This is a genomic window from Methanosarcina mazei S-6, from assembly GCF_000970205.1.
GTDB classification, from domain to species: Archaea; Halobacteriota; Methanosarcinia; order Methanosarcinales; family Methanosarcinaceae; genus Methanosarcina; species Methanosarcina mazei.
This window is the reverse complement of record NZ_CP009512.1, coordinates 1,100,464-1,118,076: the sequence shown is the minus strand read 5'-3', so window position 1 is coordinate 1,118,076 and position 17,613 is coordinate 1,100,464. Positions and strand designations below refer to the sequence as shown.

General features: G+C 44.4%; 19 protein-coding genes. 15 read left to right on the top strand and 4 right to left on the bottom strand.

What is annotated here, in order from left to right:
• The first annotated feature begins 25 nt into the window (after positions 1–25).
• On the top strand, positions 26–697 hold the full coding sequence (locus MSMAS_RS04975; protein WP_048040033.1) for a nitrite/sulfite reductase domain-containing protein: 672 nt from the start codon (positions 26–28) through the stop codon (positions 695–697).
• Positions 698–754: 57 nt separating this feature from the next.
• On the opposite strand, the gene MSMAS_RS04970 is transcribed toward MSMAS_RS04975, so the two are convergent.
• Positions 755–1,111, bottom strand: a complete 357-nt coding sequence (locus MSMAS_RS04970; protein ID WP_011032315.1) for a winged helix-turn-helix transcriptional regulator — start codon at positions 1,109–1,111, stop codon at positions 755–757.
• A gap of 275 nt (positions 1,112–1,386) precedes the next feature.
• Between MSMAS_RS04970 and MSMAS_RS04965 the strand changes: the two genes are divergently transcribed.
• The 5 genes from MSMAS_RS04965 to MSMAS_RS04945 all read left to right on the top strand — a co-directional run bounded on the left by MSMAS_RS04965 (position 1,387) and on the right by MSMAS_RS04945 (position 4,215).
• Positions 1,387–2,046, top strand: coding sequence for a nitrite/sulfite reductase domain-containing protein (locus MSMAS_RS04965; RefSeq protein WP_011032316.1), 660 nt, complete (start codon positions 1,387–1,389; stop codon positions 2,044–2,046).
• 331 nt (positions 2,047–2,377) lie between these two features.
• Positions 2,378–2,716 (top strand): cupin domain-containing protein, encoded by a 339-nt coding sequence (locus MSMAS_RS04960; RefSeq protein ID WP_011032317.1) that lies wholly within the window; start codon positions 2,378–2,380, stop codon positions 2,714–2,716.
• A 37-nt stretch (positions 2,717–2,753) separates the two neighbouring features.
• A complete protein-coding gene (locus tag MSMAS_RS04955; protein ID WP_011032318.1) occupies positions 2,754–3,098 on the top strand; it encodes a CGGC domain-containing protein in 345 nt (114 codons plus the stop codon).
• Between the two features lie 212 nt (positions 3,099–3,310).
• On the top strand, positions 3,311–3,772 hold the full coding sequence (locus MSMAS_RS04950) for a hypothetical protein (RefSeq protein WP_011032319.1): 462 nt from the start codon (positions 3,311–3,313) through the stop codon (positions 3,770–3,772).
• Positions 3,773–3,846: 74 nt separating this feature from the next.
• A complete protein-coding gene (locus MSMAS_RS04945) occupies positions 3,847–4,215 on the top strand; it encodes an ATP-binding protein (RefSeq protein WP_011032320.1) in 369 nt (122 codons plus the stop codon).
• A gap of 522 nt (positions 4,216–4,737) precedes the next feature.
• Here the strand turns inward: MSMAS_RS04945 and MSMAS_RS04940 are convergent.
• Positions 4,738–5,292 (bottom strand): hemerythrin domain-containing protein, encoded by a 555-nt coding sequence (locus MSMAS_RS04940; RefSeq protein WP_011032321.1) that lies wholly within the window; start codon positions 5,290–5,292, stop codon positions 4,738–4,740.
• Between the two features lie 170 nt (positions 5,293–5,462).
• Here MSMAS_RS04940 and MSMAS_RS04935 point away from each other — a divergent pair, with 170 nt between their 5' ends.
• The 9 genes from MSMAS_RS04935 (at position 5,463) to MSMAS_RS04900 (ending at position 15,602) form a co-directional block, all read left to right on the top strand.
• Positions 5,463–5,825 carry a carboxymuconolactone decarboxylase family protein gene (locus MSMAS_RS04935; protein WP_048036903.1) on the top strand — a complete coding sequence of 121 codons (363 nt, stop codon included), beginning with the start codon at positions 5,463–5,465 and terminating at the stop codon, positions 5,823–5,825.
• A gap of 165 nt (positions 5,826–5,990) precedes the next feature.
• Positions 5,991–6,833, top strand: coding sequence for a TrmB family transcriptional regulator (locus tag MSMAS_RS04930; protein WP_011032323.1), 843 nt, complete (start codon positions 5,991–5,993; stop codon positions 6,831–6,833).
• Between the two features lie 211 nt (positions 6,834–7,044).
• Positions 7,045–8,001, top strand: a complete 957-nt coding sequence (gene pheA, locus MSMAS_RS04925; protein ID WP_048045986.1) for a prephenate dehydratase — start codon at positions 7,045–7,047, stop codon at positions 7,999–8,001.
• Positions 8,002–8,065: 64 nt separating this feature from the next.
• On the top strand, positions 8,066–8,953 hold the full coding sequence (locus MSMAS_RS04920) for a DUF7502 family protein (RefSeq protein ID WP_011032325.1): 888 nt from the start codon (positions 8,066–8,068) through the stop codon (positions 8,951–8,953).
• A gap of 258 nt (positions 8,954–9,211) precedes the next feature.
• Positions 9,212–10,186: an AAA family ATPase gene (locus MSMAS_RS04915; protein ID WP_011032326.1), complete on the top strand. Its 975-nt coding sequence runs from the start codon at positions 9,212–9,214 to the stop codon at positions 10,184–10,186.
• A 22-nt stretch (positions 10,187–10,208) separates the two neighbouring features.
• Complete coding sequence (locus MSMAS_RS18645) at positions 10,209–10,358, top strand: hypothetical protein (RefSeq protein WP_155395193.1); 150 nt, start codon at positions 10,209–10,211, stop codon at positions 10,356–10,358.
• Entirely contained in the window at positions 10,355–11,236 is an 882-nt protein-coding gene (locus tag MSMAS_RS04910) for a DUF58 domain-containing protein (protein WP_011032327.1), read from the top strand. Before MSMAS_RS18645 ends, MSMAS_RS04910 begins: the two co-directional genes overlap by 4 nt.
• A 2-nt stretch (positions 11,237–11,238) precedes the next feature.
• Positions 11,239–13,116: a vWA domain-containing protein gene (locus MSMAS_RS04905; protein ID WP_011032328.1), complete on the top strand. Its 1,878-nt coding sequence runs from the start codon at positions 11,239–11,241 to the stop codon at positions 13,114–13,116.
• On the top strand, positions 13,113–15,602 hold the full coding sequence (locus MSMAS_RS04900) for a vWA domain-containing protein (protein ID WP_011032329.1): 2,490 nt from the start codon (positions 13,113–13,115) through the stop codon (positions 15,600–15,602). Before MSMAS_RS04905 ends, MSMAS_RS04900 begins: the two co-directional genes overlap by 4 nt.
• Before the next feature lie 126 nt (positions 15,603–15,728).
• Here the strand turns inward: MSMAS_RS04900 and MSMAS_RS04895 are convergent, their stop codons facing one another.
• Both MSMAS_RS04895 and MSMAS_RS04890 read right to left on the bottom strand, forming a co-directional pair.
• Positions 15,729–16,325, bottom strand: a complete 597-nt coding sequence (locus MSMAS_RS04895) for a diacylglycerol/polyprenol kinase family protein (protein WP_011032330.1) — start codon at positions 16,323–16,325, stop codon at positions 15,729–15,731.
• Positions 16,326–16,424: 99 nt separating this feature from the next.
• Positions 16,425–17,477: a lysylphosphatidylglycerol synthase transmembrane domain-containing protein gene (locus tag MSMAS_RS04890; RefSeq protein ID WP_011032331.1), complete on the bottom strand. Its 1,053-nt coding sequence runs from the start codon at positions 17,475–17,477 to the stop codon at positions 16,425–16,427.
• Between the last annotated feature and the right edge of the window lie 136 nt (positions 17,478–17,613).

Sequence of the window (17,613 nt, the reverse complement as noted above, 5' to 3'; positions counted from 1 at the left end):
GTTGTTCGGTCGAGAGGCGATACTATTGAAAAGCACCATACCTGAAAAAAATGCAATTATTCAGCGCGACGGGGAAACATATGTAATAGCTCCCAGAACCCCTGGAGGAATAGTTGACCCCGCAACCCTCAGAAAGATTGCGGATGTGGCAGAGAAATACGGGGCTGCAACCCTGAAAATGACTTCCGAACAGAAGATGGCAATTGTAGGCTTGAAAGAAGAAGATATTGACGCCGCCTGGGCAGATCTCGGCATGGATGCCGGAATTGTTGCCGGACCTTTTGTAAAGGCTGTCAAGTTCTGTCCGGGCACCACGTTCTGCAGGAAAGGACAGCAGGACGCTGTGAGCCTCGGGATGAAACTGGAGGCCAGATACAGAGGAGTAAAACTCCCTTACATGATGAAAATGGCTGTATCCGGCTGCCCCAGTTCCTGTTCCGAACCTGTGATTAAGGATGTGGGGGTTATGGGTACGGCAACAGGCTATACCCTTATGGTGGGCGGCTCCGCAGGGCTTAAACCAAGGCTTGCTGACGTTGTTGCAAAAGGTCTCTCTGAAGATGAAGTCCTGGCAGCTGTTGACAGGATAGTTGAGTTCTTTAAAAACTATGGAGAAAACAGGAAAAGACTCGGGACCATTATAGACAAGATCGGTCTTGAAGAATTCAAAAAAGAAGTGGGCCTCTGGGAAAAATAAAAAGCATTCTTTCCTCGGTTTTTTCCCTCATTTTTCTCTTTTTTCATGTTTTTGCTTTTAATGCTCACAGTACTTGCAAACCAATCTCTCGCACTCTTCATTCTGGAATTTCCATTTTAACCCCCAGCGTTTTATTGCCTGTATTATTTTTACAAAATCATTTCCGCTTTCAGTAAGGTAATATTCTGACTTCGGAGGGTTTGTAGAATCATCAATTTTTTTTGCAATCAGACCTTCATTCTCAAGCTCTGTAAGCCTTTCCGAAAGGATTTTTGGAGTTATGTATCCGAGTTTTCTTTTCAGCTCATTGAAACGCTTTTCTTTTTTCTCTCCTTTGTGCAGCTCAAGGAGGATATGAATTGTCCACCTTTTCCCGATAATATTCATGGTCTTGTAGACTGTGCAGTCTTTCATGGTATAAAGATAGAAACTGTCTGATATATAAATTAGTATCTCTAATATACTGGTATCAAAAGGATACTATTATAAAACAGTAATTTATAATAAAATCCTTTAAACTGTCATGACTCTATTAAGCACACAGTCCGGGCTTGCTCTTATAATAATATCTGGCTGCATTTACGAATTATTGAGCGAAAGCCTGGAGACCTGCCTGATTTATTGTAAGCTGCCTGGCAGGTCAGCACACTGTAAAACTTCATTATACATCCAAGGAGAAAGGATCAACCGTGAAAGACAATTTACCGGAAAAAGGCGCAATCGTTCAGAGAGACCGTGAGACATACACAATAGCTCCCCACCTCCCGGGAGGAATCGTAGACCCCGATACTCTTATCAAAATCGGTGAAGTTGCGAAAAAGTACGGGGCAGCTGCCCTGAAAGCGACCTCTGCACAGAGGATTGCAATAGTAGGCCTGAAAGAAGAGGACCTGGATAATGCCTGGGCTGACCTTGGAATAAAACCCGGTGCAGCCATAGGGCTCTGTGTTAGAAGCATTAAATTCTGTCCCGGGACAACTTTCTGCAAGCAGGCTAAACAGGATGCTGTAGGCCTGGGACTCAAACTGGACGAGAAATATCACGGGATGTCCATGCCTTCAAAATTGAAAATCGGCGTTAGCGGTTGTCCGAACTCATGCGCAGAACCTGCTATTAAGGACATAGGGTTGATGGGCACTGCGAAGGGATACAACCTGATGGTAGGCGGCTCTGCTGCTGCAGTCCCCAGGCTTGCCCAGGTCGTAGCAAAAGACCTTTCCGAAGACGATGCCCTTGAAATCGTGGACAGAATCCTTAATTTCTATAAAAATTCCGGCACAAAAAAGAGGCTTGGAAGGTTTATTGAAGATATGGGTCTGGACGAGTTCAAAAAGCAGGTTGGGCTGTAACTTACTGGCAAATCATTTGATTTGAAGTGGAGTAAAGGGCTCTGATATCATTGTTTGGCCGCTGGCAACTGTGTAATTTGTTTCCTCCATAATCTCAAGCCCCTAAAAGAAAACGGGGCTTGAGGTCAAGATCCTCAGGTCTCCTGCCAGAGCTGAATTCCAATGAAAAATCTGGTCTGCAGACCTGTTCAACAAGTTTGTAGTGGTCAGGCATATATGAAACGGATGCCAGTATGTATATACTGGATAAATCAGTGCCCGGCTAAAAAATAAGGGCACTCTGAAAAATACAGTAGAAAAACAAACATAAATGGTCAAAGGGGAGAGTCATATGAATGTTATTGAGATGAAATCTTCGCCGGAAAAACCCAATCCTCACAATGTGAGCGTAAGGATGCTCTATGATAGGGAAAATGCCCAGGCAGTACATATCGAACTCAAGCCAGGGGAAGCCTTAAAAAAGCATATCACACCAGTCGATGTTTTTTTCTATATTCTCGAAGGAAAAGGCGTGGTTGAGATAGGGGATGAACAGGAAGAAGTAAGCAGAGACATGCTGATCGAAAGCCCTGCAAAAATTCCCCACCGCCTCCTGAACCCCGGGGACGGAATCTTCAGGGTACTTGTGGTAAAAGCACCGAGGCAGACTGAGTCCACTCGCCTGCTGTGAGATTCGAGATTTAAGTTCATCAAAGGGCTGTCAAAAAGTGACTGAGGAGACAAAGCCAATAAAAATCGCAGTCATACGCTGTGATATCGTCTCGGAAGCCTGCCCTGGAGTGGGATGCTTCAAAGCCTTCAATGAGAGAAAGTCATACTTCAAGGAATATGACGAAAAAGCTCAGATGATTGCTTTCTTCACATGTGGAGGCTGCTCTGGCAGGAGGGTTTACCGCCTCCTAAAAGCTCTAAAAAAACATAACCCTGATGTGGTGCACCTGAGTTCCTGCATGTTAATGGAGGATAGCTATCCCAGATGTCCAAATATAGATACCATCAGAAAGACAATTCAGGATGCAGGCATAAAAGTGGTTGAAGGAACTCACCACTGAAAGGGACTACCACTAAAAGGAGTTCACCACTAAAAGGAACTTATCATAAAAGGAATTCACCACTAAAAATGTCATTATCAAAAAACTGCCTGAAAAATCAGCTCTGACCGGCAAAAACCGCTTTCTGATTGAAAAAATAATATTTGGGACAACAGACTGAAAATGCAAATTTCAGGACGAGAATCCAAGTTAAGTGTATACCGGGTGATAAAATGGACAATAATACATCACAGGATAGGGGCAGCAATTCGGGAGAAGAAGAAATCTATGAAGGCGCAGACCCCGAGCTCCAGGACCTTCCCCTTCCTAAAACCGACAGCATGCTATATTTGATCCTGAACTCTCTAAATCAGAATATAGCTAACTTTAATGCGTATCTGAAATTTAAGCACTATATTTCAGAAGATATATTAAATACAGAACTCTTAAAAAGGAGCATGGGCATTCACAGGGATTTTTCTGCCCTCTTTTTGCACACTAAAGAAGAACTGGTATTCATTTATCCGGAGCTTCTGGAGAAAGCAGAAAGAATATTGTTTAAAGGAGATGTGGGTGCAGACTTCATAAAATATACCTGTAAAATGAGCAAATTAATAGACGATTACAAAAACGTCCTGTACAGGGAAGGCTATTTGCCGGATTTCAAACGGCAGCTATTCCTAACAGACACCTGATGATACATGCCTGAACTGCTCCATTCTCAAATAATTTTTCCTTAAATGCATAAACACCAAGGGGGTTAATTTTCATGGTAAAACGAATGATTATTAAAATTGATGAGGAAAAATGCACAGGATGCGGAAAATGCGTTGCACCCTGTGCAGAAGGCGCTATCCAGATAATCAACGGAAAAGCAAAAGTCGTATCCGAAGAACTCTGCGACGGTATGGGCTACTGCATCGGTATCTGTCCCGAAGGAGCTCTTTCTATTGAAGAAAGACATACAGTCGAATTCAACAGGGAAAAAGCCGAGTCCCAGCCAAAAAAACAGGACCTGTCAATCCACTGCTTCCAGTGCGGCGCAGGAGAAGACACCCACTACCTCATGCCCCTCAGACACAATATGGAGAGCATGTGGGTTTGTACTCGATGCCTTCCACGTTTGATTCACGGCTGATTCATAAATATGTCAATTAGTCCTCTTGAGAGAGCAAAGCGAGCGAAAAGGACACCGTCCTCCCGAGAAGGAACTCGGGATGGAGAGCATGTGGGTTTGTACTCGATGCCTTCCACGTTTGATTCACGGCTGATTCATAAATATGTCAATTAGTCCTCTTGAGAGAGCAAAGCGAGCGAAAAGGACACCGTCCTCCCGAGAAGGAACTCGGGATGGAGAGCATGTGGGTTTGTACTCGATGCCTTCCACGTTTGATTCACGGCTGATTCATAAATATGTCAATTAGTCCTCTTGAGAGAGCAAAGCGAGCGAAAAGGACACCGTCCTCCCGAGAAGGAACTCGGGATGGAGAGCATGTGGGTTTGTACTCGATGCCTTCCACGTTTGATTCACGGCTGATTCATAAATATGTCAATTAGTCCTCTTGAGAGAGCAAAGCGAGCGAAAAGGACACCGTCCTCCCGAGGCGCGATTCGAGGCGGAAAGGACACCGACCTCCCGAGACGGGACTAGGGCGAGATTTCACGCGGACTTTAAATATATATCTTTGAGCTCGTGCAGGAGCAGGTGGAATTTTTCATGCTTGCCTGCACCTATTTCTTCATCTTCTACACGTTCAAAAGAGTCAAGTAACTCTTTCTGGACTCCCGAATCAAGGTATGCGTCAGCTTTTGGGAAAAGGCCATTATTCTCTTTCTCGATATGCTGCGCCAGAAGTTGAATATATGCCCTTGAGTTCTCAACTATTCCAGAACCTTTTTTATCCCATTCCTTTCCGGAAACCGTTTTTTCTATCCTGCCGACATATTCCCTTGCCTGGTTATGTTCCTTCAAAAGAGAATCAATTAGTTCTCCTGTGCCTGGAATTTCTCTCTTTACCATTTCAGGAAAAAGATGAGCCTCTTCCTTTGTGTGATGGCATTTATCAACGAATATTCTCATGAACTCCACGAGTTTCTCAAGATGCTCCTGTTCAACACTTTTTCCTGACTCTATATTCGTGCATACGCTGTCAAGTATTTCCAGCATCAGTTCGACAGCCCTGTGTTCTTCTCTCAGATCGTCTGTTGGCCTCATATTTTCCCCACCATTTTCCAGTAATTTGAAACCCGGCTTCTTTCGGATATCCGGTTATGTTTATTCTCCTGCTGCCTGCTTTTTTGTAAGTTCTAATTTCAGAGCTTCAGGAATAGATAAATAATAAGCATATAGATTTTAATGTAACATCAAACTGGGGGTTAACAAATATGGAAGAACACAGAGACCTTGAACATGAAGAATTACTGGAAAGTATGAGTGAGAAACTGGGTTTTACTCCGCACATTCTTGAGATACTTGGATGCCTTGACAGCGATTCCCTGAAAAAATATAACAGATGCAACAAAAAACTGCTGTCAGATGGCGCCCTGCCCGCAAAAGTCAAGATTCTGATAGCGCTTGCAGTAGTTGCATCCAAGCAGTGTGAAAGATGTACCGTTGTACAGATGCAGAGCGCCCTCAAGAACGGTGCTACCAAAGAGGAAATAATGGAAGTTATGGATGTGATATTCATAACCTCGGGAGCCCCTGCCGTAGCAGCCTGCAGAGACGCATTGAAATTACTCAAATAAAATAGGAATAAAACTAAAAGCATAAACTAAAGCCGCTTCAGACCTGAACATTTTTCCGGAAATTTCCGACCGAAAAAACGTTTTTTGCATAAGAATCAGCATTTCTGCATCTTATGCGTATCTTTTTTCGAAACTGTTTTAAGATATTAAATCCCAGATTCCAATATGCAGAATGAACAGCTCCTGCAGGAAGTTGGTCTTAATGCTTATGAAGCGGCTGCCTACCTTTCTCTGTTGAAGCTAGGTGTTTCCGAAGCAAGTGACATCTACAGGGATTCTGAGGTGCCCTACGGAAAAATCTATTCTGTCCTTGAGTCCCTGGCAGGAAAGGGTTTTGTGGAAGTCCAGGCTTCAAGGCCCAAAAAGTTCAGGGCTGTTGACCCTGAACTTGCTCTTGATACTTTTTTTGAGAGGAGAAAAGCCGAAGTCGAAAGAGAAATGGCATTTTTAAAAAGCTCTGTAGAAGAGGCAAAATCGGTATTGAAAGCGGTCCCCACTCAAAAAAGAAAAGATGAATTCTTCTGGACAACCGCTATCACAGAATCTGAAATTAAAAAATTTGCCGTTTCTATTTACAGTGAAGTCAAAAAATCGGTATGTGTCCTCCCTCCCGTTTTCGGAATTTCCATCGTCTTCTACCTGCTTCCGGAAATCACAAAGGCTATTGACAGGGGTGTCCGGATCAAATTGATGATTTCCCCGCGTTTTATGGCCCTTGCCTCCGTGCTTTCCCATCAGGAGGGAGAAATTCTCGAAAAATTGAAAAAAGGCCTTGATATCAGGCTGGTCCAGAACTCCAATTCCTGCTTCGGAATCGTTGACGATAGCATAGTTGTTCTTTTCCAGCCCCATCCCACAGACCGTGACAGGGTACTTTCAGTCGTAAAAGTCCGGGATAGCGGTCTTGCAAAAAACCTGAAAGAAGAGTTCGACCTTCTCTGGAACGCCGGCGAGAAACTTGACCTTCAGGAAGAACTGGAAGATAAACAGAATCCGGGGAAAAATTAACTTTAATTACTCACAAATTCGTCCTCTTGAGCTAAGCTCACTGTCATAACCCATCAATTAGTCTGCTTGAGCGAGCGAAGCGAGTGAAACAGACCGCGTACTGTTGCGATTAAATCACAACTCCTATGAAATCTTCGATTTCATGCGATCCCGAAGCGCAATTGGGGTGCTATCAAAAATTATTATTACCATCCCCCCAATTAACCTTCGGATGATTATAGGCGTCATGGGGCCGGAAGGCTCTTATTCGGAAAGGGCTGCAAAATTATGGGCTCGGAAAAATGGGCTGAGGGGCGCAGAGTTTCACTACTTCGCAGATATAGAAGATGCTTTTCTGGCTGCAGTGGGAGGGAAAACAGATATCTCAGTAGTCCCTGTAGAAAACTCCATCGAAGGTTCCGTAGGAGTCACTCTTGACCTCCTTCTTGAAAACGAGGCTGTCATTATTGGAGAAATAGTCGTCAAAATCGAGCACTGCCTCCTTTCTAAAGGCGAGCCTGAGAAGATCAGGGTTATTCTTTCCCACCCCCAGGGGCTTGCCCAGTGCAGGCATTTCCTGAAGACACATTTTCCTGAAGCTGAACTCAGGAGTACGGGCAGCACTTCCCACGCAGCCCGGCTGGCAGGAGAGTTTGAGGAAATGGCAGCAATTGCGTCTCCTGAAGCTGCGGAACGTTACGGGCTCAAAATCCTGCTCTCAAATGTTCAGGACAGGAAAGAAAACCATACACGCTTTATTGTGGTCAGGGGCGGAGAAAAAGTTTTATCCGGGAAAATTAAGGGAAAAGCAGATTCCGGTGAAAAATTGAACACAGTTTTCGGCAGGAATGCAGAGCATAAGTTATGTTCTGAAACGGAAACCGGAACAGAAAATTCCAGTTCTTATGCATTCAAAACGTCTCTTATAGTATATCTGGAAAAAGACAGGCCAGGTGCTTTATACGAGCCTCTGGGATTTTTTGCAAAAAGAGGGATCAACCTTACAAAAATAGAATCAAGACCTTCTAAAAAAGAGCTGGGGGATTACTACTTCTATATCGACCTTGAAGGAAACATAAGCGATGTGCTTATAAAAGATGCCTTAGAAGATATAAAATCAAAAGCTAGTAAGAAATCAAGGTCCAGCACATTAAAGGTACTGGGTTCCTATCCAGCTTTCAAGAAGTGAACGGAAAGATTAAAAATGGTTAAATACCTTAAAAAACTTAGTAAAGTTTGCGCGATGTGATGATTTGGATCTTGAAATATCAATAAAAAAGTATGAATCTGCAGTTCGGGTTTACAGGCTATTATACACTCTGTTTGATTTCGTCACAGCGTTCCTTACTTTGTATATAATCTTTTCATTAACTAATATGGAAGATATATTTTCGATATTTAGTGTTTTTGAACCTTATACTGGGATTAAATATGATATTCTAGGGTTTAAGGTTGTGTTTGAAACTTTAGGTATTATACTTGTAGAACTAATTATTGCTCTAATAATTACTGCCATTAGATACAAGCGGAAAGAAAAAAAAGATGCCATAAAACTTATCGAGGAAAATTTCCCAACACTTAAGGAAAGATTAAGGACAGCATACGATAACAGGGATAAAGAAAACATAATTGTTAAGGATCTTCTCGGTGGGGTAATTATTGATCTAAAGCCAATAAAACCCTCATCCCTCTTGAATAAGAGATTGGTAATAATAGGGCTTGGAGCGATGTTGCTTACAGGCTCTGGTTCTACATATATAGCGGTTACAGACTATCATACAGATATAACTCCTACCGACTTCAGTGAAGTGATTGAAAATCTTCCTTTCTCTGGATCGAATTCGGACATTGTTTCTGTGGAGGAAAACGGCGGGACCTCCTCGGACCCGCAGGACAACAGTGAACTTTTTGGAGAGCCGGCTGTTATCGTGGTCGAGGGCAAGGATGTAGACCTGAAGATCCCTCCTGGTGCAGGTCAGGGCTTCACTAGCCAGGAGGAAGGAGAACAGAATAACGAATCATTCATCCAGTCGGATATCTATAACCCTGAAGCCATCGCTTCTCAGTCTTATTATGAGAACCTTCCCGAAGGGTACAGAAGTGTTATCCAGAGTTATTTTGAACAACTAGCAGAAGAATGATATAAAAATCGTCCCAAGCTGGTTATAATTGAATCCGGACTTGGTTGAAGTTGAACTTAACTGAAGACAGACTTACCCCTCAATTTAATCGAAAATTATCGGAAAACAGTTTTTGAATAACAAACTGTATAAATTAACAGCTGTATCTGGAGTAACAGTCAGACTGTTTTTGAAAGTATTTTGTTACGTTAACGGATAAGGTTCAGCAGGAGCGGGCTCGGGTCCCGCAAAAACAGCAACTCTAAGGGTGAAGCAGACATGAATGAGATTAATACCGATTCGGGGCAGGCCGCTACGACCTACCAGAACGCAGGCAGGATTTTTAAAAGTTTTTTTGAAGAGATAGGAAATGTAATAGTGGGTCAGAACAGGGTTGTGGAAGAGATCATAATCTCCATCCTCTGTGAAGGGCATGCCCTGGTAGAAAGCAACCCGGGGCTTGGAAAAACCCTGATGATTTCCACTATCTCAAAAGCAATGAACCTGAAATTCAGCAGGATCCAGTGTACCCCTGACCTGATGCCTTCTGACATTACAGGTACCAACATGATTCAGGAGACAGATAATAAAAAGGAGTTCAGGTTTGAACCCGGGCCTGTCTTTGCAAATATCGTGCTTGCAGACGAGATTAACCGTGCTTCTCCCAAAACTCAGTCCGCCCTTCTTGAAGCCATGCAGGAAAAACAGGTAACTGTCGGAAACGATACATTCCTGCTTGACCGCCCCTTCTTTATCCTTGCTACCCAGAACCCCATAGAAATGGAGGGGACCTATCCCCTTCCCGAAGCCCAGTTAGACCGTTTCCTCTTGAAGATCCTTGTAGACTATCCATCCTTTGAAGAAGAAATGGAGATCATAAACCGATATACGAAGTCCGAAACCCCGAAGATCACCAAGGGGCTGGACAAATCCACACTTCTCGATTTGCAAAAACTTACCCGTCAGGTCCCCATTTCAGAAGAACTCAAGCAGCGCGTCCTTTCTATTGTGTCAATGACCCGCAAAGATAAGGAACACATTGAGTACGGGGCTTCTCCGCGTGCATCCATTGGACTCATTCTTGCAGCAAAGGCAAGAGCCCTTATACAGGGCAGGAACTTCGTGAGCAAAGAGGATATTGACTACATGGCTTACCCTGTCCTCCGCCACAGGCTGATCCTGACTTTTGAAGCAGAAAGAAGCGGGATGACACCTGATCAGGCTATCGAAGAAATTATTAAGAAGGTTAAATAAAACAGGCAAAGAAATTAGATGAATGGAATTTTCCGGGATATCGGAGTCTGAAAGGACTGTAATTGAGCAGGTTCTTAAAATACAACCGTACAGGATGCAGGAAAAAAATAAAAACCAGAAAGGTTTTCCAGGTCCGGCAGAACCGGGCTTTTCGGCTGACGATCCAGAATGACTCGCACAAAACAAAAAATCGAAACGGACTTTTTCAAGCAGCTTGACCGCTTTACCTTTTCGGTGCGGAAGAGGGTATCCACGGTCTATGCCGGAAACCGTCCGTCAACCCGAAGCGGACACGGCATAGATACTATCGGGTTCAGGGAATACGACTCAAGCGACGCTTTGAAAGATATAGACTGGAAGGCTTATGCGAGGACTGAGAAGCTCTATGTAAGGCAGTTTGAGGAAGAAAAAACCCTTACAACCCATATCCTTCTGGACGCCAGCAAAAGTATGGACTATCCTGAGAAGGGGACTTCAAAATTCGAATATTCTGCCATGCTTGCTGCGGGTTTTGCTTATATGGTGACCAAATACAATGACAGGTTTGCCATATCCACTTTTACGGATGAGATTGAGATAAATAAACCCAGCAGGGGCAGAAAAAACCTTATGCGGGCAATTGACCGACTGAGCGAACTTGAACTGTCCGGAATGACTTCTATCGGGGAAGCAGTTACAAAGTACAGCCGGGAAATCAAGTCCAGGTCGCTTGTGATCCTTATCTCGGACTTCATGCAGGAACCTGAGGCAATAGAAACAGCTCTTCACAGGCTTTCCGACCACGACCTTATCGTGATCCAGGTTCTTGACCCCACGGAAAAAGTGCTCCCTCTTCAGGGAAACAGCAAGCTTGTAGACCTTGAGACAGGAGAGGAAATAAGGACTTATATCAGTGATAATTTCAAGGAACGCTACACCAGAAAGCTTGACGACCACAGTGCAAGAATTAAAAAGACCTGCATGAAGGTCGGAGCCGAGTTCTATACCTTTACAACCGACACTCCTGTTTTTAATGCTTTCTACAATACTATCAGGAGAAGGAGACGCTAAAAATGCCTTTTCAAAACCCCCTTGCTCTTGCCGCTCTCCTGAGTGTCATCCCGCTTATAATTATTTACATGCTCCGCCCGAAGCCAGCAGTGCTTTCTATTCCCTCGTTGATGTTTGTCCTCAAGCTTGACAGGGAACGAAAACGGGTTTATGCTTCTCTCACAAAAGTCGTTCGTGACCCACTTTTCCTGATCCAGCTCCTTATGCTGATCCTACTTTCCATTGGAGCGGCTGGTTACTATTATACTTCAGAAGAGCCTCTTAGCGGAGAGCATACCGTACTTGTACTTGACACTTCGGCAAGCATGCAGGTAGATTCCCGTTTTGAAGATGCTGTTCGAATTGCCGACGGCTATGTTAGCAAAAAAAACAGCATAATCCTTGCTTCCAACATCCCCCAGCTTGCCCTTGAAGGCGGAAGCGCTTCAGCTGCTGAAGACATTTTCAATAAGGTCAAACCCGGAGCCGGTACTGCCGATTTGTCTGCAGCCGTTACTACAGGTATGCGCCTCCTCTCTGAAGAAGGGGGCAGGATTATTGTCATTTCAGACTTTACTAACTGGGTAGGGGATGACCCTGTAGCCTCCAAAAACCTGGCTGAGTCCTACGGGCTTAAGGTTAATTTCATAAAGGTCGGAAAGCCCGCGGAAAATATAGGGATCATTAATGGGTGGATTGAAGCCGTTGACGGAGAATACGGTTATACGGGCGTGGTTAAAAACTACAGGAGCGAAAGTAAAACCGTTGAAATCATGACCGGAAGAGGGACTTCTGGAAATGCTTCAAAGTCCTTTACCCTTGACGTCCCTGCAGGCGGCACAAACCAGTTCAAACTTGCAAACCTGGGTCCCGGCACCACCACAATCAGCCTGAATGTTGATGATAGCCTGGACGTTGACAACAAAGCCTATATCTCCATTCCGGACACTTCCGGACAGCATATCCTCTATGTCACGGATAATGGGAAGCTGCCTTCAAAAACAGCACTTTCCCTGGTCCCGAATATTGATCTTGAAATTCGGAAGTCTCTGCCTTCTGCCCTTGACAGCTATACACTGGTTGTGCTTGCCCAGAAACAGAACCCCATTGCCAACAGCTCTGTGGATAAAATAGAAACTTACGTGCGGAACGGAGGAAATGCAGTCTTTATTGCAAGCGAAGCCCTTTCCCCGGAGAAAACCGAGGTTGGCCTTGTTAAACTCCTGCCTGTAAAGCCTCTTGGAGTAGAAGAGGCAGAAAACGGGCTTAAAGTTAAAGAAACTCTCAAAAGCAGCATCACGGAAGATATGAAAAGTGAAGAAATATCAGTACGCAGATATATGAACGCAACGGAAAGGACAGGTTCCACAACCCTCGTAGCCACGGAAAGCGGCATACCTCTACTAAGCTACTGGCAGACAGGTAAGGGAACCATATTTTATATGGGTCTTAATGACGAGCTCGGAGACGGTGCCTGGAACAACTTCCATAACCTGCCTGAATACCCGGTTTTCTGGATAAAGCTTGTTGAATGGCTCGGAGGAATTGGTGACATCTCAGAGTACAACCTTGAAGCAGGTACGGTCACTTCCCTTTCAAAAACCGAGGAAATCCGGACTCCCTCAAAAACCCTGACAGCAAACAGTTTGCTTTACGACGAAGTGGGGATATACGAAGTATCAGGCAAGAGGATTGCAGTCAATATGTATGATGACAGGGAATCAAATACCACAGTGGACTCCTCGGAACTTATCAGTCGTTCACTTGAAAATGATGAGCCCAAAACCATGAAGTCCGAGACCTATACTGCAAGAAACGAGATTACCAATTATCTTATAGGAATCCTGTTCCTGCTTATGCTGCTTGAAATCCTTATCGTCCGCGGGAGGGGTGAACTGTGAACATAGCCCTTGAAAGCCCTGAGATGCTTCTGCTTATTATTCCGGTCATTATTGCAGGCTTTTATCTACTGCGGAAAACGAAAACGAAACTTGTGGAATGGAGAGTACTTGTTTCCCTTCTCCTTATCCTTGCCCTGGCTTCGCCCTATACAACGGTTACCAGGACTGTCAGTGAAGAAGACCCTTCGATTGTGCTTGTTCAGGACCAGACTGCAAGCATGGGGATTTTCCCTGAAGGGGCAGGTACTGACCTGTATGAATCCCTGACGGCAAAAACCCCGACCGCTCTTGTACAGCTTACCGGGGAAAAGACCACTCTCGGGGATGCTGTGACCCAGTATTCCGGGCTTGGAAACCAGATAGTGCTTGTTACCGATGGGAACAGCAACTCCGGAAAGGACCTGACCGAAGCCCTGGAATTTGCAAAAGACACAAATACCACGGTTTACCTTGTCCAGCCCGAGCTTGAAACAAATGACCTCAGTGTTGAGATACTCGGGGATAAGAAAGTGGTTGTGGACAATCAGAACGAGTTTGAGATAGTTGTCCGCCAGGCTTCAGAACAGAGTGTCAGTTATTTCCTTGAAGTTTTTGTGGATGGAAAGATTTCCCAGAGCAGGCAGTTTACTCAGGATACAAGGAATAATACCATCCCGATTAACCAGGCTTTTACCACGCTTGGCGCCCATAATATAAGTGTAAAGATCAGTGATATATCCGGAGGGGATTTAAAAGAAATTAATAATGAATTCTTCAAGTCCATTTATGTGATACCAAAACCTGAAATCACGCTTGTCACAAATGAGACAGGTTCCCCTCTGGCTAAAGTCCTGAGCAATCTGTATGAAGTCTCGGTTGCAAACGGCTATCCCGGAGCAGGGAATATTACAGATAGTAAGGTTCTTGTTCTTGACAACCAGTATATAAACTCATTTTCCGACGCTGAGATAAAGGAGATCAAAAATTACGTCAGCAACGGAGGCGGACTTATCGTCGTCGGAGGAGACCGGGCTTACAACTATGGAAACTACCTTAACTCTTCCCTTGAAGAAGTCCTGCCTGTGATTTCAAAGCCTTCCGAGTTTAGGGGAGGTAGAAATCTTATCCTTCTCCTGGATGTATCTCCAAGTACAGTTGCTCACAAGACTCAGGGAGATATCCTTTCAAATGCCGTCAGGATCCTTGAAGAAGACAACCTGAAGGATGCAAATGTTGCAGTTATAGCATTCGGCAACGCAGCTTATGATGTTTCCGGCGGGTTTGTGTTTATGGGGCTGCCTCATAACGTTGCAATCCTGAAAGAGAAAGTCTCGAAGCTGACTCCAACTAACGAAACCCAGACCTCTCTTGACCAGGGGCTTGGCATTGCAAAACAGATGCTTGAAAGTGAAGATGGCGAGCTTGATGCTATTGTAATCTCTGACGGAGGGATTGAGGAGTCCTATGGCCAGAGCGTTCAGATTGCACAGGAACTGAAGGACATGGGTGTGAACCTTTATTTTATCCATATCCGCTCTTCTGCTCCATCACAGGCTGACAGGACCCGGAACTACTATGCTGAAATGCTGATGCAGGAAATCGGGCTTGAAGGCAATTATCAACATATAGAGATGGGGGAGAGGGCAAACATCGTATTTGAAGAGCCTGCAGAAGCTCCTGACGAAACTGAGGAAGAGGAACCCGAGTATAACGGGACCTATCCACTTCTTGAATATTCCCCTGACCACTTCATCACCAGAAGTGTGAACCTCACCAATGCGAGTATTACAGGATATAACCAGGTTACCCCTAAAGCCGGAGCTGAACGCCTTGTTATCACGATTACAGGGCAACCTGTGCTTACAACATGGCGTTTCGGACTCGGGCGCGTTGCAGCCTTTACCACGGATAACGGGGAAGGAGGAGGTGTTCGATGGTCTTCGGTTCTGTACAACGGGTCAAACAGCAAACTTATTTCAGGCACGGCTAACTGGGCTATAGGAAACCCACAGGCAGAAGTGGGCGCTGTTGTCGATGCCCCTGATACCTGGCTCGGCACCCCTTCCGACCTTACCCTTATTATGTACGATGAGGGAATTCCGCAGCTCAAACTGAACGGAGCCCAGCTTGACCTCGCCCTCACAGGAAGGAATACATATGAAACAAGTGTCAACCCTGTAAATATCGGTATTCATGACATCTCCGGCTACCCCCTTGCAGTAAATTATGCTCTTGAGTACCTCGAGGTCGGGCACAATAAGGATATTGAGTCCTATATTGTTGCAACAGGGGGCAAGATCTATACTGAAAAGGAAGCAAGAGCCTCTCTTCTGAAAGACGCGAGGCAGAACTCGCAAAAAGAGTCAAATGAGCCGGTTAGCCTGAAAATGCACGTGCTTCTTGCAGCTCTCATCCTTTACCTTTCAGAAGTAATAGCCAGGCGCATAAAGGAAATGAGAAGGCTTACGCAGGCACAGGGAGAAGCTGGGGAGGAAAAAGCAGCATAACCCTCCTTCTCCCCTTCCTTTTTTATTACTTTGCTTTTTTCTTAACCTGTTTTTCTTCTTTTTCATTCTTCTTTTAAAAAACGGGCTGTGGGCAAGCCAGAAGATCTATTTTTCACTACATTTGAGTTATAAATATGCCAGCAAAAACAGGGTCATCTGCCCTGAAAAACCGGAGAATACTGGAATTACAAGGTTATCGTCTATCCTGTTTACTGCGGTTTCTGTGAGGGTTGCAATAAAAGCCATAACAAGAGATACAATTGGGTTTCCAGTTATAACGAGCCCGACCAGCAGATCTGTGATAAACTCGGAAACTGAGCCTTCAAGGGATTTGTCGTTTTTAAAAGTTTCTCTGAAAATCCTTCTTTTTCCGTAAGACTTTCCTATAAGGGCTGCAACAAGGTCTCCGAATGTAGTCATAAGGACTGCGGCATAGGCAATTTCCCTGCTGAAGAGGGATATCGCTGCAATTGCTCCCAGGGCAAAATAGATGTGACCTCCAGGGCGGTTTGCTTCCTCTTCCCTGTACATCATATAAAAAAAAGGAATCCTCATGCCTTTTTCGAGGCGGAGATATTCAAGGAAAAGGACAGTTACAAGAAAGACCATCAGCACCCAGAGAATTGCGTCTTTCCCAAAAAACTCGTAAATAAGGACTATAAAAATTGAGACCAGATGAACACTTTTTCTCAGAATTTCAAAGACGAGTTCTCTGGACAGCATAACATAAATTTAGTGAGAATAAAATATAAATCTGTACTGGTCCGGATGCAGGAATTCTCTCTGCTGACAACGGTTTCTATGCAATACGGATATATCCTCTTATTCACTGTTCCGGGTCAGGCAGTCTCCATTTATTTTACTTATCAGGTCAGCGTCTTTAATCATTTTCAGGCTAATTATCCCTCCTATAAAAAGATTCATGTGGTATGTCAGGGCTCTCCATGCGAGTACCGTAATCCCCAGCACTGATGAATCCACAAAAACAGAAAAGATAGAAGCCGCTCCCAGTTCGGCAACTCCGCTTGCCCCTGGGGTTGCAGGTATTATCATTATGATTGCCAGAAGAACCTGGGCTGCAAAGGCGGTTAGAATTGAAGGGGTATTTGAAAGGCCCATGAGAACTAGGACGAGCAGTGTAAACTCCAGGGTCCAGAAGATAAAAGTATAGAAAATTCCCCAGAGAAGCCCTTTTTTTCCTTCCGAGAAAAAGATTCTGACACTGTCATGAAAATGATCTATTTCCCTGTCTATCTGCTCCATAAGGTGTGAAATGGCTGTATCGGTTTTTTTCCCGAAAAAAGGAGCAAGTTTCCCTGATATCCTGCGAGTTATATGCTTCATTTTCTGGGGTTTCCAGACACCGTAAATAACCAGTACAAAAATTACGAACACAAGCAGGTTTGCTGTTAAGAAAACCGCATCGAACTTATAATCCGAAAGGACGTCTCCAAAAATGTAAAACGCGAAAGGCAGACTGGAAAAGATGAAAATCGCATCAAGGAGACGTTCCCCCACGACGATTGCTGTAGCTCTGCCAGTGGGAATTCTGTTCCTGTTCAGACTGTGAACTCTGAGGAACTCTCCGCCTGCGGAAGAAGGAGTAATTCCAGCCACAAAGGTGCTCGAAATAACTATTTCAGTAACTTTGAGGATGCCTATCCTGTGCCCAAGGGCTTTGCACAGAGCCCGGATCCGAAGCCCCCATATAAGGTAAGAGAAGGCATGGAGGAGCACGGCTCCGAGGATATATTCCAGCCTAATCTCTCTCAGAGCTTCTATTGTTTCCGAATTATAAGTCAGGCACGTAACCAGGGCAATTGATATTGCGCTGATAAGCAGCGACCCTATAAACCATTTTTTATACCTGCCCATTGAAATCTCTTATATTATTTTTTAGTAGCTATAATCCTGTATAAGGAAACTACTTTTTACAATAGAAACTACTTTTTACAATATATACTGAACGACACAGGGACACAGGAAAAAATAAGAAAACGATCATAGACCT